Annotated in this window: 1 protein-coding gene (running past one end of the window); it reads right to left on the bottom strand. The window is 69.5% G+C overall.

Annotated features, from left to right (window positions below; all coding sequences use genetic code 11):
• A protein-coding gene (locus ACFVH2_RS21360; protein WP_378426173.1) for a non-ribosomal peptide synthase/polyketide synthase crosses the window boundary here: on the bottom strand, positions 1 to 17,850 show its 5' portion. It extends 15,000 nt beyond the left edge of the window; 17,850 of the gene's 32,850 nt are visible here — the first part of the coding sequence; it begins with the start codon at positions 17,848 to 17,850; the stop codon falls past the left edge of the window.

Below are 17,850 nucleotides of genomic sequence, written 5' to 3'. Positions count from 1 at the left end.
TGCCTCGATCTCGTCCAAAGTCACCCATTCGACCGAGCCCGGCAACTGCCGACGATGCTCGTCGACGGTCACTCCGATGACCGCCGCCGAATCGGTGACCATGTGGGTGATTCGATCGTCGGGGTAGGACGGGTCGACCGGCACGAACGCGGCACCCGTCTTCACCACCGACCACATCGCGAAGACCGACTCGACCGACCGGCGGATCGCCAGTGCCACAACGGTTTCCGGACCAGCGCCGCGGGCGATCAAGGCGCGGGCCAGTCGCGAGGAGCGCTCGTCCAACTCGCGGTAGGTCAGCTGGCCGCTCTCGCCGCACAGGGCCACCACATCGGGGTTGCGCGCCGCGGAGACGGCGAAGACGTCCGCCAGCAGCCGCGGGTCGCTCGCATTCCGCAAGCCGTCGGCGCCCATCGCCGGGTCGACCCGCCGCACCAGGTCGGCATGCTCGTCGATCGACAGGATCTCGATATCGCCCACCGGGATTGTCGGCTCGACCAGTGCCGTCTCGAGGATCCGGAGGAATCGGTCGGCGAATCCGGCCACCGTGGACTCGTCGAACAGGTCGGTGGCAAAGGTGAACTCCGCCGCCATCGGCTCGTCCGTTGGGCCGTGCTGCAGGGTCAGCTGCAGATCCGTCTTGGAGCTGTCGAGGTTCGCTTCCTCCGCGGAGATGGTCAGGCCCGGCAGTTCGATCGCAGCCGATCCCAGGTTCTGGAACGAGAGCGCGACCTGGAACAGCGGCGACCTGGCGGTGGAGCGCTGCGGATTGATCACCTGCACAAGGCGTTCGAACGGGACGTCGGCGCGGCCGAACGCGTCGAGGTCACGGCGGCGCACCTGTGCCAGCAGATCCTCGAACGATGCGTTCCCGTCCACCTCGGTGCGCAGCACGACAGTGTTGACGAACATGCCGATCATGTCGTCGAGGGCCTGCTCGCCACGCCCGGCGACGGGGGTGCCGACGGCGATGTCGGCGGTGCCGCTCAGCCGGGCCAGCAGCACGGCCAGCACCGCGTGCACGACCATGAACGGCGTGAGCCCACGCGCCTGGGCGAAATCCTCGAGCGCGCGGCGCGTCGCCAGAGGCACCTCGAACGGAAGGCGTCCGCCACCGAAGGTCTGGACGGCGGGTCGCGGACGGTCGGACGGCAAGTCGAGCTGATCCGGCAGACCGGCCAGCGTCTCGCGCCACTCGGCGATCTGACGTGAGATCACGCTGTCCGGGTCGTCCTCGGACCCGAGCACCTCACGCTGCCACAGGCTGTAGTCGGCGTACTGGACCGCGAGCGGCGCCCAGTTCGGCGACTCGCCGGTCACCCGCGCGGTGTAGGCGACGACGATGTCGCGGGCCAACGGGCCCATCGAGAAGCCGTCGGCACTGATGTGGTGCACGACCATCAGCAGCACGTGCTCGGTGTGGTCGGGGCGTTCCGCGACCTCCACTCCGGCCTCGGCGAGCTCGAACAGCTGCAGTCGCACCGGCACACCGGTCGTCACGTCGAAGCCGGTGCCCACCGACTCCGCGACGCGGGCGGCCAGGGTCCGCTCGTCGACGCGGATGGGCGTCAGGTCGAGCGTCGTCTCCGACATCGGGACGATCTGCTGGACCGGGCCGTCGGAGCCGAGCGGATAGGTCGTCCGCAGCACCTCCTGACGTTCGAACACGTCGAGCACGGCCGCTTCGAGCGCCGCGACGTCGAGCCGACCGGACAGCCTGATCCCGCCGGGAATGTTGTACGCCGCGGAGTCCGGCGAGATCCGGTTGAGCACCCACATCGGCTGCTGTGCCGGCGACAACGGAATCTGCTCCGGACGCTCGCCGGCGACCAGCGCGACGCGATCACCCTCGCCGACGTGCGCCTGCACCCGCGCCGCCAACTCGCCGACGGTCGGGGCCTCGAACAACCAGGCCACCGGAATCTTGGCCGCCCGCGCGGCGCCCAGTCGGGCCGCGACCTGGGTGGCCACCAGCGAATTGCCGCCGAGGGCGAAGAAGTCGTCGTCGAGGCCCACGGTGTCGGCGCCGAGGACATCGGCGAAGACCTGCGCCACGAGCTTCTCGACGTCCGTGGCCGGCGCCCGGAACTCGGCCGCCTCGAACTCCGGGTCGGGCAGGGCCTTGCGGTCGATCTTGCCGTTGATGTTCAGCGGCAACGCCTCGAGCACCACGAAGGCCGAGGGCACCATGTAGCTCGGCAGCGCCGCCGTCGCGGCCGTCCGCAACCGCGCCACGTCGAGATCGGTTCCCGATGCAGGCACCACGTAGGCGACCAGGCGCTCGCCGGTGCGCTCGTCCGAGCGGGCGGTCACCACCACGGCCGCAACGGATTCGTCTCGCGCCAGGGCCGCCTCGATCTCGCCGAGCTCGATCCGGAAGCCCCGGACCTTGACCTGGAAGTCGCTGCGCTCGAGGTACTCGAGCTCGCCGTCCTCGCGCCAGGTGACCAGGTCGCCGGTCCGGTACATCCGCTCGCCCGACGCCCCGAACGGATCCGCGACGAACCGGTCGGCGGTCAGGTCGGCGCGACCGTAGTAGCCGCGCGCCAGCTGGGCGCCGGCGAGGTAGAGCTCGCCGCCCACGCCGGCGGGCACCGGGTTGAGTCGACCGTCGAGCACGTAGACGCGAGTGTTCCATTCCGGCGCGCCGATCGGCACGGATGCGGCGTCGAGCTCGGTGACCTCGTGCGAGGTCACCGAGACCGCGGCCTCCGTCGGGCCGTACAGGTTGAACAGTCGCGCGGTGTTCGCGCCGCGGAACGCCTGTGCGATCGCCGCGGGCAGCGCCTCGCCGATCGCCAGCACACGACGAAGCGAATCCGCCAGTGCGCCACCGGATGCAGCGAGGCCGAGCATCGACACCATCGAGGGCACCGCGTGCAGGGTGGTGACGGACTGAGTCCGGATCAGGTCCAGGAGGTAGTCCGGGTCCTGGTGTCCGCCGGGCCCGGCGATGACCAGGCGACCGCCCGAGATCACGGGAGTCCAGAACTCCCACACGGACAGGTCGAAGGTCGCCGCGGTCTTGAGCAGTGCCGCGTCCGACGCGTCGAGTCCGAACTCCGCTCGCATCCACAGCAACTGGTTGACGATCGCAGAGTGGCTCACGGCCACACCCTTGGGCCGGCCCGTCGAACCCGACGTGAAGATCACGTAGGCCGGGTGCTGCGGGCGCAACGGACAAGACCGATCCGCATCCGTGACCTCGGCCTCCGAGTAGTCGGAGAGATCCTCACGGTCCAGGAAAAGGACAGACCTGTCCCCTGCTCCGTCGAACCCGTCTCGCGCGGTGGACAGCACACACACCGGGACCGCGGTCTCGAGGATGTGTCCGATTCGTTCGGCCGGGTGGTCGGGGTCGATCGGCACGTAGGCGCCGCCCGCCGCGACCACCGCGTACATGCCGACAACCAGGTCGATCGACCGTCGCATGGCCAGTGCCACCAACGACTCGGGGCCGACACCCTCGTCGATCAGCCTGCGCGCCAACCGGTTCACGCGCGAATCGAACTCGCGGTAGCTCAGCTCGGAGCCCTCGAACCACAGTGCCTGGTTGTCCGGGGTCGCCGCGACCTGCATCGCGAACATGTCGGCGAGCGTCAGATCGGCGACCTGCTCGTCGGTGTCGTTCCACCGCGCGAGCACGCACTCCCGTTCGGCGGCGTCGAGGATCTCGAGGTCGCCGACGGTCGCGGTCGGATTCGCGACAGCGGTCTCCACGATCCGCACGAACCGCTGCGCGAACCGCTCGACCGTCGACTGGTCGAACAGGTCCGTCGCGTAGTGGAACATCGCGTCCACACCCGCCGGTGCGCCATCGGCGTCGTACCGCTCGGTGAGGAACAACTGCAGGTCGAACTGCGTGATCTGGTTGTCGATCTCGAGTGCCTCGACGATGAGCCCGGGCAGTTCGAGGCGCTTCTGGGCGACGTTCTGGAACGAGAACCCGACCTGGAACAGCGGGTGCCGGGCGGTGGACCGGGTCGGGTTGAGGACCTCGACGAGCCGCTCGAACGGGACGTCGGCATGACCGAATGCGGCCAGGTCCGACGCGCGCACCGTCGACAGCAACTCCGCGAAGGTCTTCGAACCGTCGACATGGGCACGGAAGACCAGGGTGTTGACGAACATGCCGATCAGGTCGTCCATCGCGGCCTCACCACGACCGGCGATCGGCGTGCCGACCGAGATGTCGTCGGTACCCGACAGTCGTGCGAGCAGGACCGCCAACGCGGTGTGCGTGGCCATGAACAGCGTCGCGCCCTGACTGCGGGCCACCCGCGCCAGCCCGCGATGCAGGTCGGCATCGAGTTCGAAGGCCACCCGCCCACCCCGGTTGGAACGCACCGCCGGGCGGGGACGATCGCTCGGCAGGTCGAGCTGATCCGGGATGCCGGCGAGGGTCCGCCGCCAGAAGTCGAGCTGCTGGCCGGCGACCGAGCTCGGATCCTCCTCGGAACCGAGTACCTCGCGCTGCCACAACGCGTAGTCCGCGTACTGCACGGGCAGTTCCGACCATCCGGGGGCACCGCCGGCCAGCCGGGCAGCGTAGGCGGCCATCACGTCACGGACGAACGGAGTGATCGACGACCCGTCTGCAGCGATGTGGTGCACCACGATCGCGAGCACGAACTCGCCACCGATGGGTACGCCCGTGTCATCGATTTCGAACAGACGCACCCGCAACGGAACCTCGAGGGTGACGTCGAACGTTCCTGTCGCGAACTCGTACAGACGATTCGGCAGCTCGCCGGAGCTGACCCGAACCGGCACCAGCTCACGCGTCACCGCATCGGGAGCCTCGATCAGCTGGAAGGGGCCGTCGCCGGTCTCGGGGTAACGCGTCCGCAGCGACTCGTGCCGCGCGATCACATCGGCCAGTGCAGCTTCGAGCGCCTCCCGATCGAGCTCACCCGTGAGCCTGATCGCCATCGGGATGTTGTAGGCGCTCGAACTGGTGTCGAAGCGGTTGAGGAACCACATCCGCTGCTGGGCCAGGGACAGCGGGATCCGCTCCGGGCGTTCCTGCGCAACCAGCGCCGGACGGGCTCCGGCCCCGGCGAGATCGCCCACAGCCGCCGCGACGGCGGCGACGGTGGAGGCCTCGAACAGCACTCGCACCGGCACCTTGGCGTCGAGGGCCGCGCCGATCCGGGCGACGACCTGCGCGGCGATCAGCGAGTTGCCGCCGAGTTCGAAGAAGTCGTCGTCGAGTCCGACCCGGTCGAGACCGAGCACGTCGGCGAACACGCCGGCGACGACCTCCTCGGCCGCCGTCTCGGGAGCGCGGTACTCACGCGCCTGAACCACCGGCGCCGGCAACGACTTCCGGTCGAGCTTGCCGTTCGAGGTCAGCGGGATCTCGTCGAGCAGCACGAACGCGGACGGCACCATGTACTCCGGCAGTGCCGTCGCGGCACCGTCGCGCACCGCCGCGACGTCGAGATCGGACCGGCCCGGCACCACGTAGGCGACGAGCACCGGGTTGCCGGGGGTGTCCTCGCGAACGATGACCGCGACCTGCGCCACCGAGTCCTGTGCCAGCACGGCCGCCTCGATCTCGCCGAGCTCGATGCGGAAACCGCGCACCTTGACCTGGTCGTCCGCACGACCGAGGTACTCGAGCTCGCCCTCGCCACTCCATCGGGCGAGGTCGCCCGAGCGGTACAGCAGCCCCGACCCGAACGGATCGGCCACGAACCGGCCCGCGGTCAGCGCGGGCTGGCCCAGGTAACCCCGCGCCAACTGCACACCGGCGACGTACATCTCGCCCGGCACACCCACCGGCGCGGGCTGCAGGCGCTCGTCGAGCACGTACACCCGCAGGCCGTCGATCGCCTGGCCGACGATGCTTGCGGAGGCCGCGGCGGCGGTCTCGGCATCGATCTCCCGGTACGACACGTGCACCGTCGTCTCGGTGATGCCGTACATGTTCACCAGCGTGGGTGCGGTGTCCGGATGCCGGTCGTACCAGTCGCTCAGGCGCCGCAGCTCGAGCGCCTCGCCACCGAAGACCACGTACCGCAGAGACAGCTCCGCCGGAGACTGCCGGTCGGCCTCCGCCAACTGGTAGAACGCCGACGGGGTCTGGTTGAGCACCGTCACCCGTTCACGCGCCAACAGTTCCAGGAACTGCTCCGGCGAACGCGAGGTGTAGTAGTCGACGACCACCAGCGTGCCGCCGTACAGCAGCGGACCCCACAGCTCCCACACCGAGAAGTCGAACGCGTAGCTGTGGAACATCGTCCACACGTCGTGCTCGTCGAAGCCGAAGCGCCGCTCCGTGTTCCGCATGAGTCGGGTCACGGTGCGGTGCGGGACCTGGACGCCCTTCGGGCGACCCGTCGAACCCGACGTGTAGATCACGTACGCGACATTGCCCGGCCGCAGCGGAGCCACCCGCTCCGCATCGGAGACCGCGGCCGCCGACACCGCGGACAGGTCCACCGAATCCAACTCGATCACCGGAAGCCCGGTGGGCAGGGCGATCTCACGACCCGTCCAGGTCAGCACGCACACCGGAGCGGCGTCGGAGAGCATGTACTCGATGCGATCCGCCGGATACGTCGGATCGACCGGCAGGTACCCGCCACCCGCCTTGAGCACCGCCAGCAACGCGACCACGAGGTCGAGCGAGCGGGGCAACGCCACCGCGGCGAGGGTCTCGGGTCCGACTTCGGACTCGATCAGGATGCGCGCCAGGCGGTTCGTCCGCTCGTCGAGCTCACGGTAGGTCAGCTGTCCGTCGCCGAAGCGCACCGCGACGTGGTCGGGGACGCGGGACGCAGCGGCAGCGAACCACTCGACCAGGGTGCCGTCGACACCCGCGTCCGGTCCCGCGGCCGGCCATTCCTCGAGCACGTGGCTGCGCTCGAGGTCCGAGAGCAGGTCGACGTCGCCGACCGCCGCGCCCGGGTCGCCGGCCACCGCGCCGAGCAGTCGCACGAATCGCTGCGCGAAGGCGTCCATCGTCGCGTCGTCGAAGAGATCGGTGGCGTAGGTCAGTTCCGCCGTCATCCCCGCAGGCGCGCCGTCGTCGGAGAACGTCTCCGCCATCGTCACCTGGAGGTCGAACTTCGCGACACGGGCGTCGATCTCGACGCCGCTCACGGTCAGTCCCGGCAGTTCCAGCGTCGGCACGTCCATGTTCTGGAAGGTCAATGCCACCTGGAACAGCGGGTGCCGGGCCTGCGAGCGGGTCGGGCTAAGCACCTCCACGAGGCGCTCGAACGGCACGTCGGTGTTGGCGAATGCCGCGACGTCGACCGATCGGGTCCGACCGAGGATCTCCTCGAAACTCGCGCCGGAGTCGACCTGCGTGCGCAGCACCAGCGTGCCGACGAACATGCCGACGAGATCGTCGAGCGCGGCCTCACCGCGTCCCGCGACGGGTGCACCGATCGCAATGTCGGAGGTACCCGACAGACGTGCCAGCAACACCGACAGCGCCGCGTGCACGACCATGAACAGCGTGGCCCCCTGCGCCCGAGCCAGGCCGCTCAGCTCGCGATGCAGGTCCGCGTCGACGGTGAATCGGTGTGCCGCACCGCGATACGACGCCACCGCCGGACGCTGCCGGTCACTCGGCAGGTCCAGCTGGTCCGGCAACCCGCTGAGCGCGTCCGACCAGTACTGCAACTGGGTGGACACCAGCGACTGCGGGTCGTCCTCGGACCCGAGCACCTCGCGCTGCCAGAGCGCGAAGTCGGCGTACTGCACCGGCAGCGACTCCCAGGCCGGCGCCGTCCCCGCGGCACGCGCCGCGTACGCGGTCATCACGTCCCGCACCAGCGGGCCCATCGACCAGCCGTCCGCACTGATGTGATGCACGACGAACACCAACACGAACTCGGTGCCCGAGGTCTGCAGCAGCCGCACGCGCAGCGGTACCTGCTCGGTGACGTCGAACCCGGTCGTCGCTTCGCGCACGAGCTCGGCGAGGACATGGTCCTCGTCCGCGGCGGTGGGCGTGAGATCGGGCATCGCCTGGGCGACGGGAAGGATCACCTGGACCGGACCGTCGGCCGTGTCCGGGTACACCGTCCGCAGGACCTCGTGGCGGTCGAGCAGATCGGCAACGGCATCGCGCAGCGCGTCGACGTCGACCGAACCGCTCAGTCGCACCGCCACCGGGATGTTGTTCATCGCGGACTCGGTGTCGAACTGGTTGAGGAACCACATGCGAGACTGCGCCGGGGACAGCGGGATCTGCGCGGGGCGCGGCCCTGCGGTCAGTGCCACCCGCCCGCCCGCACCCGCGAGATCACCCACGGACGCGGCCACGGCGGCGACGGTGGAGGCCTCGAACAGCACTCGCACCGGCACCTTGGCGTCGAGGGCCGCGCCGATCCGGGCGACGACCTGCGCGGCGACGAGCGAGTTGCCGCCGAGTTCGAAGAAGTCGTCGTCGAGTCCGACCCGGTCGAGACCGAGCACGTCGGCGAACACGCCGGCGACGATCTCCTCCGCGACCGTGACCGGCGCACGGAACTCACGTACCTCGGCCGCGGGGGCGGGCAGGGCCCGGCGGTCGAGCTTGCCGTTCGCGGTCAGCGGGATCTCGTCGAGCAGTACGAACGCCGACGGCACCATGTACTCCGGCAACGCCGCCGCGGCGGACTCGCGCACCGCCGAGACGTCCACGGCGACACCGTCCGCGGCCACGAGATAGGCCACCAGCCGCGCGCTGCCCGGTGTGTCCTCACGCACGACGACCGCCGCCTGCGCCACCGAGTCCGGTGCCAGCACGGCCGCCTCGATCTCACCGAGCTCGATGCGGAAACCGCGCACCTTGACCTGGTCGTCCGCACGACCGAGGTACTCGAGCTCACCGTCACGGTTCCATCGGGCGAGGTCGCCCGACCGGTACAGGGCGGACCCCTGCGGGTCGAAGGGGTTGGCCACGAACCGGGACGCGGTCAGTGCGGGCTGGCCGAGGTAGCCGCGCGCCAACTGCACACCGGCGACGTACATCTCGCCCGGCACACCGACGGGGACCGGACGCATCCGGGTGTCGAGGACGAACACCTGCAGTCCGGCGATGGCCTGGCCGACGACGCTGCCGGTCGCGGTCGCCGCGGTGCGCTCGTCGAGACGGCGGTGCGAGACGTGCACCGTGGTCTCGGTGATGCCGTACATGTTCACCAGCGTGGGTGCGGTGTCCGGATGCCGGTCGTACCAGTCGCTCAGGCGCCGCAGCTCGAGCGCCTCGCCACCGAAGACCACGTACCGCAGAGACAGCTCCGCCGGAGACTGCCGGTCGGCCTCCGCCAACTGGTAGAACGCCGACGGGGTCTGGTTGAGCACCGTCACCCGTTCCCGCGCCAACAGTTCCAGGAACTGCTCCGGCGAACGCGAGGTGTAGTAGTCGACGACCACCAGCGTGCCGCCGTACAGCAGCGGACCCCACAGCTCCCACACCGAGAAGTCGAACGCGTAGCTGTGGAACATCGTCCACACGTCGCGGGAGTCGAAACCGAACTCCGACTCCGTGTTCGACATCAACCGTGTCACCGTGCGATGCGGGACCTGGACGCCCTTCGGGCGACCCGTCGAACCCGACGTGTAGATCACGTACGCGACATTGCCCGGCCGCAGCGGAGCCACCCGCTCCGCATCGGAGACCGCGGCCGCCGACACCGCGGACAGGTCCACCGAATCCAACTCGATCACCGGAAGCCCGGTGGGCAGGGCGATCTCACGACCGGTCCAGGTCAGCACGCACACCGGAGCGGCGTCGGAGAGCATGTACTCGATGCGATCCGCCGGGTACGTCGGATCGACCGGCAGATAGCCGCCACCCGCCTCGAGCACCGCCAGCAACGCCACCACCAGATCGGCGCTACGCGGCAACGCGACCGCCACCAACGACTCCGGACCCACTCCGGCGTCGATCAGCACCCGAGCGAGGCGATTCGCCCGCTCGTGCAGCTCCCGATAGGTCACCGACGTGTCCTCGAACCGGACGGCGACGGCATCGCCGCGACGGGCCGCGACCGACTCGAACCAGTCGACCAGGGTCCGGTCGGTACCGACGTCCGCGCCGGCCGAGTTCCACTGCGTCAACACGTGATCGAGCTCGCCCGCATCGAGCAGGTCGATGTCGCCGACGGGCGCGGCCGGGTCCGCGACGACGGACTCGAGGACCCGCAGGAAGCGGCTCTCGAACTCGCGCATCGTCTCCGCGTCGAACAGGTCGGTCGCGTAGGTCAGCTCCGCGCCGAGACCGGCGCCCTCGGCGGACTCGGTCAGGTTCAGCTGCAGGTCGAACTTGGACACCTGCTCGTCGTACTCGAGCGCACGAATGCTCAGACCCGGCAGTTCCAGCTCCGTTCGGCCCTGGTTCTGGAGCGAGAGGACCACCTGGAACAGCGGGTGCCGCGCCTGCGAACGGGTCGGGCTGAGCACCTCGACGAGGCGTTCGAACGGAATGTCGGCATTCCCGAAGGCGCCCAGGTCGTTCTCGCGTGCCTGCGACAGGATCTCGGTGAACGGGCTCGCGATGTCGACCTCGGTACGCAGGACCAGCGTGTTGACGAACATGCCGACGAGGTCGTCGAGGGCGGCCTCGCCACGACCGGCAACCGGCGTGCCGATCGCGATGTCGGACGTGCCCGACAGACGGGCCAGCAGCACCGACAGCGCCGCGTGCAGGACCATGAACTCGGTGGCGCCCTGGGCGCGGGCGAGCTCGCCGAGCGCCCGGTGCAGCTGCGCGTCGATCTCGAAGCGGTGCATCGCGCCGCGGTAGGAGGCCACCGCCGGACGCTGCCGGTCGCTCGGCAGGTCCAGCTGGTCCGGCAAGCCGGCCAGCGTCCGCGTCCAGTACGAGAGCTGCTCCGCTGCCGCCGACTCCGGATCCTCCTCGGACCCGAGCAGTTCACGCTGCCACAGCGCGTAGTCCGCGTACTGCACCGGCAACGGCGCCCACGCCGGCGCCGCACCCGCGGCACGCGCCGCGTACGCGGCCATCACGTCCCGAGCCAGTGGGGCCATCGACCAGCCGTCGGCGCTGATGTGGTGCACCACCATCGCGAGCACGAACTCTGTCTCGGAGGTCCGCAGCAGCGACGCCCGCAGCGGTGCCTGCTCGGTCACGTCGAAACCCGTCGAGAAGAACTCGACCAGAGTGCCCAGCAGGTCCGACTCCGCCACGCCGACGGGTGCGAGGGCGGGCGCCACCTCGTCGACGGGAAGCACGACCTGCCGTGCGCCGGACTCGCTGTCCGGAAACACCGTTCGCAGCGCCTCGTGACGACCGATCACGTCGGCGACGGCTCGTTCGAGCGCATCGACGTCGAGCTCGCCCGACAAGGCGATGGCCAGCGGCAGGTTGTAGGCCACCGACTCCGGATCGAAGCGGTTGAGGAACCACATGCGCTGCTGCGCCGGCGACAACGGAATCCGCTCCGGGCGCGTACCCGCTGTCAGAGCCGGGCGGCGCGCGCCGGTGAACGACTCGAGTCTCGCCGCGAGATCGGCCACCGTCGGCGCCTCGAAGAGAATCCGCACCGGGACGGACGCGTCGAGTGCCGCCCCCAGCCGGGCGGTGACCTGGGTGCCGATCAGCGAGTTGCCGCCGAGCTCGAAGAAATCGTCGTCGATGCCCACCCGCTCGAGACCGAGCACCTCGGCGAACACCTCGGCGACGATCGACTCGTGCTGCGTCGACGGGCCACGGTATGCACGGGCCTCGAAAACGGGTGCCGGCAGTGCCTTTCGATCCAACTTGCCGACCGGCGTGAGCGGAACGGTGTCGAGGACCATGATCGAGGAGGGCACCATGTGGGCAGGCAGGATTCTGGCTGCCGACTCCCTGATCACGGCCACGTCCAGCTCGGCGCCGGCCGCCCCGTGCAGGTACGACACCAGTGCGGTGACTCCCCCGGCACCCTGGTGCCCGACGGTCACCGCGAAGTCGACCCCGGGCTGCGCCGCGAGCACCGCGTCGATCTCACCGAGCTCGATGCGGAAGCCTCGGACCTTCACCTGGAAGTCCGTCCGGCCCAGGTACTCGATCTCGCGATCCGCGGTCCAGCGCGCCAGGTCGCCGGTGCGGTACATCCGCTGTCCCGGTCCGCCGAAAGGATCGGCCACGAAACGTTCGGATGTCAGATCCGGACGGCCCCGGTAGGCCCGGGCGAGGCCGGCACCCACCACGTACAGTTCGCCGACAACGCCGGCCGGCACCGGATGCAGCCGACCGTCGAGCACGAGCGCGCCGATACCGGCGACCGGACCGCCGATCGTCACCACCATGCCGGCGGTCAACACGTCAGTGCTGGTGGCCAGGACCGTCGACTCCGTCGGACCGTAGGCATTGATGAATCGCCGACCTGCCGACCACCGCGCCATCAGCTCGGGCGGGCACGCCTCACCGGCGACCATCAGGGTCCCGAATTCGTCGAGCCCGGTCGGATCCATCGTCGCGAGCGCGCCGGGCGTGATCATCGCGTGGGTGACCCGCTGCTCGCGCAGCAGGTCCGTCAGTTCCACACCGCCGAACACGTCGGAGGGCACGACCACCATGGTGGCGCCCGACCCGAAGGCCATCAGCGCCTCGTACACCGCAACGTCGAAACTCGGCGAGGCCACGTGCAGCGAACGCGATCCGGGCGCCAGCCGATAGTGGTGCTTCTGGTGCTCGACGACGTTGGCCAGGCCTGCGTGCGTGACCACGACGCCCTTCGGCCTACCCGTCGACCCCGAGGTGTAGATGACGTAGGCGGGGTGCGCGAGCCGAAGCGGTGCGATCCGGTCGGCATCGGACACCGGCGCCGCGGAGACCGCCGCGCATCGGCCGACGACATCTGCGTCCTCGATCGACAGCCAGCGCAGGTCGGCCGGCAGCCGCTCTGCGAACTCCGTCACCGTGACACCGATGACCGCACCGCTGTCGGACACCATGTGCGCAACCCGCTCGGCGGGGTACTTCGGGTCGACCGGCACGAAGGCGGCCCCGGTCTTCGTCACCGCCCACACCGCCAGCACCGACTCGATCGAGCGCGGAATAGCCACCGCTACAGCGCATTCCGGACCAGCACCCTCGGAGATCAGGACCCGAGCCAGGCGTGACGAACGCTCGTCGAGTTCGCGATAGGTCAGCTCCCTGCCACCCGAACCGACCAGAGCGATCGCATCGGAATTCAGGGCCACCGCGGCAGCGAAGATCTCTGCCATCGTCTGCGGCGCCGGCAACGCCGACGGCACGGACGGCAGGATTCCCCCCCACCGGTCCGACAGATCCGCCAGCTCGGTCGGGTCGAGAATCTCGACGTCACCGACCGGGACTCCGGGTGAGGTGACTACGGCGTCCAGGATCCTGACGAAGCGCTCGGCGAAGCCGTGCACCGTCCCCTCGTCGAAAAGGTCCGTCGCGTAGATGAACTCGGCGGCCACGTCCTCGCCCGCACCGGCGCCCCCTGGCCGGTCGGAGACCGTCAGCTGCAGGTCGAACTTCGACACGTCGACCCGGACCTCGTCCGCCGACACCGTCAGACCGGGCAGCTCGACCTCGGCCCGATCCATGTTCTCGAACGACAGCACCACCTGGAACAGCGGGTGGCGGGCGGTCGAGCGGGCGGGGTTGAGCACCTGCACGAGTCGCTCGAACGGGACGTCGGCGTGACCGAACGCCGCGAGGTCGTCCTCGCGCACCCGGCTCAGCAGGTCGGTGAACGACGCGTTCGGGTCCACCTGGGTGCGCAGGACGAGGGTGTTGACGAACATGCCGACGAGGTTGTCGAGCGCCTGCTCCCCGCGACCGGCGACGACCGTACCCACCGCGACGTCGGAGGTTCCGCTCAGCCGCGACAGCAGAACCGTCAGCGCGGCGTGCGTCACCATGAACGGTGTGACGCCCTGTGCGCGTGCGTATCCGACGAGCGCCTCGTAGGTGCCCGCGGGGATCTCGAAGGCCAGTCGGCCGCCCTCGAACGACTGGATCGCCGGGCGCGGACGGTCCGTCGGCAGGTCCAGCTGGTCGGGAAGGCCGGCCAGGGTCGTCCGCCAGAAGTCGATCTGCTTGGCGGACAACGAATCCTCGTCGTCCTCGGAACCGAGCAGTTCGCGCTGCCACAGGGTGTAGTCGGCATACTGAACGGACAACGGCTCCCAGGCCGGCGCCGCACCCTCGACCCGGGCGGTGTAGCCCGCGACGACGTCACGAGCGAGCACCGACAGCGAGATTCCGTCTGCCGCGATGTGATGTACCACCATCGCGACCGCGAACTCGGGGCGTTCGGTCTGCTGGTGAACACTCTTCGCAACCTCGAACACCCGGATGCGAATCGGGATCTGCGTCGTGACGTCGAACCCGGCGACCGCGAACTCCGCGAGACGCGGCGCCAGATCCTGTTCGTCGACCAGTTCGGCCGCTGTGGACAGGTCGATCTGGCTGCAGGGCAGGACCACCTGATGCGCACCGTGCTCGGAGTCCGGGAACACGGTCCGCAGGGACTCGTGCCGCTCGAGCACATCGGACAGTGCGGCCGTCAACGCCGCCTGGTCGACCTCGCCTGCCAGCCGAACGACGAACGGGAGATTGTAGGTGCCTGCGGCGGGGTCGTACTGGTTGAGGAACCACATGCGCTGCTGCGCGAGCGACAGCGGCACGATCGCCGGTCGCCGTCGCGCAACGAGCGCGATCCCGGAATCTGTTGCTCCGGAGAGCGCGTCGATCCGCGCTGCGATTCCGGCAACGGTAGGCGCCTCGAACAGCATCCGCACACCGATCCGGGCACCGAAGGCCGCACCGATGCGCGAGACCACCTGATTGGCGATCAGGGAGTTGCCGCCGAGTTCGAAGAAGCTGTCGTCGGCCCCGACCCGATCGAGCCCGAGGACATCGGCGAAGATGCCGGCCACCATCTGCTCGGACAGGCTTCGGGGGGTGCGGAAGGCGGCATCGCGAGCAGCCAGGACCGGCACCGGCAGCGCCTTGCGATCGAGCTTGCCCGAGGCGTTGAGGGGGAACTCGGCGAGAACCACCACTGCCGCGGGGACCATGTACGCAGGCAGCGACCGCATCACGGCGGAACGCACGGACTCCGGCTCGACGACGGCGCCGGGCGCCGGCACCACGTAGCCGACCAGTTGCTCGCCTGCCTGCGGATCGGACCGCACGACCACCACCGACTGCGCGACCTCGGGGATCGCCAGCATGGCGGTCTCGATCTCCCCGAGTTCGATTCGCAGTCCACGCAGCTTCACCTGGAAGTCGGTGCGACCGACGTACTCGATCTCGCCGGACTGGTTCCACGACACCAGGTCACCGGTGCGGTACATCCGTGCACCGGTGTCGGAGAACGGGTTGGCCACGAAGCGGTCCGCGGTCAGGTCGCTTCGCCCGACATATCCCCGGGCCAACTGCACACCGGCCAGGTACAGCTCGCCCTCGACTCCGGCCGGTACCGGGCGCAGCCGGGAGTCCAGCACGTACACCCGGGTGTTCCACACCGGCGCGCCGATCGGCACGGCGGCGGTGTCCGCCTCGGTGACCTCGTGGAACGTCACGTCGACCGCGGCCTCCGTCGGGCCGTACAGGTTGTGCAACCGCGCGAGCGGGAGCACCTCGCGCAGGCGATCCGCGGTGTCCGCGGGCAGCGCCTCCCCCGAGGCGAACACCTGCCGAAGCGATGGCGCCTGCGCGGCCGTTCCGGCCGCTTCGCTTGCGTACGCGGCGAACACCGCCAGCATGGACGGAACGAAGTGTGCGGTCGTCACCGACTCGTCCGCCATGACCTGCGCCAGGTATGCCGGGTCCCGATGCCCGTCCGGCACGGCGATGGCCAGACGCGCACCGATCTGCAACGGCCAGAACAACTCCCACACCGAAACGTCGAACGTCACCGGCGTCTTCTGCAGCACCACGTCGTCGGCACCGAGACCGTACTCGGCCTGCATCCACTCCAGCCGGTTCACGATGGCGCGATGGCTGACCGCGACACCCTTGGGCCGGCCGGTCGACCCCGACGTGAAGATGACGTACGCCGTGTTGTCCGGAGACAACGCCGACACCCGATCCGTATCGGCGATCGGCCCCGTGGGGTACCCCGACAGATCGAGGGTGTCCACGAGGAGGACGGACTCCTCCCCCGGCACCTCCAGGCCGTCCCGTGACGTGGACAGCACACAGGCCGGGGCCGCCGTGTCGAGAATGTGCCCCACTCGTTCCGCGGGCTGGTCCGGATCGATCGGCACGTAGGCGCCGCCTGCCGCGAGAACCGCGTACACGCCCACCAGCAGGTCCATCGATCGCCGCATCCCGAGAGCCACCAGGGACTCCGGGCCCACCCCGACCGAAATCAGGTGTCGGGCAAGGCGATTCACCTTCGCATCGAACTCGGCGTAGGTCAGCGACGCGCCCTCGAAGGACAGTGCCACCGCGTCGGGGGTCCGCTGCACCTGCGACCCGAAGGCAGAGACCAAGGTGCCGTCCTCGACGACCTGGCCGGTCTCGTTCCACTCGGTCAGCAGGGTCGCCAGTTCGCCGTCCGTTGCGGCGCTGAGCCGCCACACGAGTGCCGACTCGTCGGCCGCGAGGAAACGCTCGAAGTAGTCCAGGAACCGGGAGTGGTGCCGGTGCGCCTCGTCCTGCGTGTACAGGTTGGGGTTGGTCTCGAAGTCGACGTGCGTCCGGGTCCCGGCGACACTCTGGTAGAAGTTCACCGCGAGGTCCTCGACGGTGCCGGTGGAGAGGATGTTGAGCTCGCCGAGCACCGGCCCGAGGGTGATCTCGTTGTGGAACAGCATGATGTTGACGAGCGGGCCCAGGAGGTCGCGCGCCATGGCGGTCGAGGACGCGTCGCGGCGGATGTCCTCGTGTCGGTAGCGCTGGTGCCGCAGGGCGCCGGTCACCGCGACCTGGACGGCCTTGAGCAGATCCGCGACCGTGGTGTCCAGACCGACGTGCAGTCGCAGTGGCACCACATTCGAGAGCATGCCGCCGGACTGCCGCATCGCGGCGGTGGTGCGCGCGGTGACCGGCAGACTCAGGATCACGTCCTCGGAGTCGGTCAACTGCGCGAGGTATCCGGCGAACGCCGCGATGAGCATGCCCGAGGGCGAGGACTCGTGCCGGTCCACCGAGGAGGTCAGCAACTCGTTGACGGAGTCCGAGAGCGCGGCGCTGGCGATCCCGTTGACGACCGCCGGTGCGGCGGTCCGGCTGGTGAGGCTGCTGCCCTCCTCCATGCCCGCGATCTGCTCGGCCCAGTACTCGCTGTCGGCGGTGAACCGGGAGCTCTCCCGGTAGGCGGCGTCGGCCTCGTTGAGGGTGCGCAGGCTGCAGGCCTTCGACCGTGAGGGCTCACGGCCCTCGAGTAGCGCCGTGTAGAGCTCGGCGACGCGCGTCATGTACGCCATCGCACCGAAGCCGTCGAGCGCGATGTGATGGACCCTGGAGTACCAGAAGTACCGCTCGTCCTCGAGGTGCAGGAGGGTGGCGCAGATCAGGCGGTCCTCGAGCAGGTCGAGCGGGGCGCCGAACTCGGCACGCATCCACTCGTGTGCGGCCGCCACCGGGTCGTCCTGGCCGCGGAAGTCCTCGTAGCCGACGTGGTCGTCGATGGACAGGTCGATGACCTGGAACGGGGTGCCGTCGACCTCGATCAGCCGGAGGTAGCCGGTGCCGAACTCGCGGGAGCCGGTCACGGAGGCCTCGTCGAACAGGTCGGCATCCAGGGGGCCTCGGAGGTCGACGTACTGCGCGATGTTGATCGGGACCTCGGGGTCGACGTGCTGGGCGTACCACATGCCGAGCTGCGCGTGCGACAGCGGGAAAGCCTGGTTCGTTTCCGCCTCGGTGGCGTCGTTCGTGCCGTCGAGTCCGTCGAACGCAGTCGGCTTCAA

Source organism: Rhodococcus sp. NPDC127527 (genome assembly GCF_042672245.1).
Taxonomy (GTDB): domain Bacteria; phylum Actinomycetota; class Actinomycetes; order Mycobacteriales; family Mycobacteriaceae; genus Rhodococcus_G.
The sequence above is the reverse complement of the archived record's forward strand: the minus strand, read 5'-3'. Positions and strand labels throughout refer to the sequence as shown.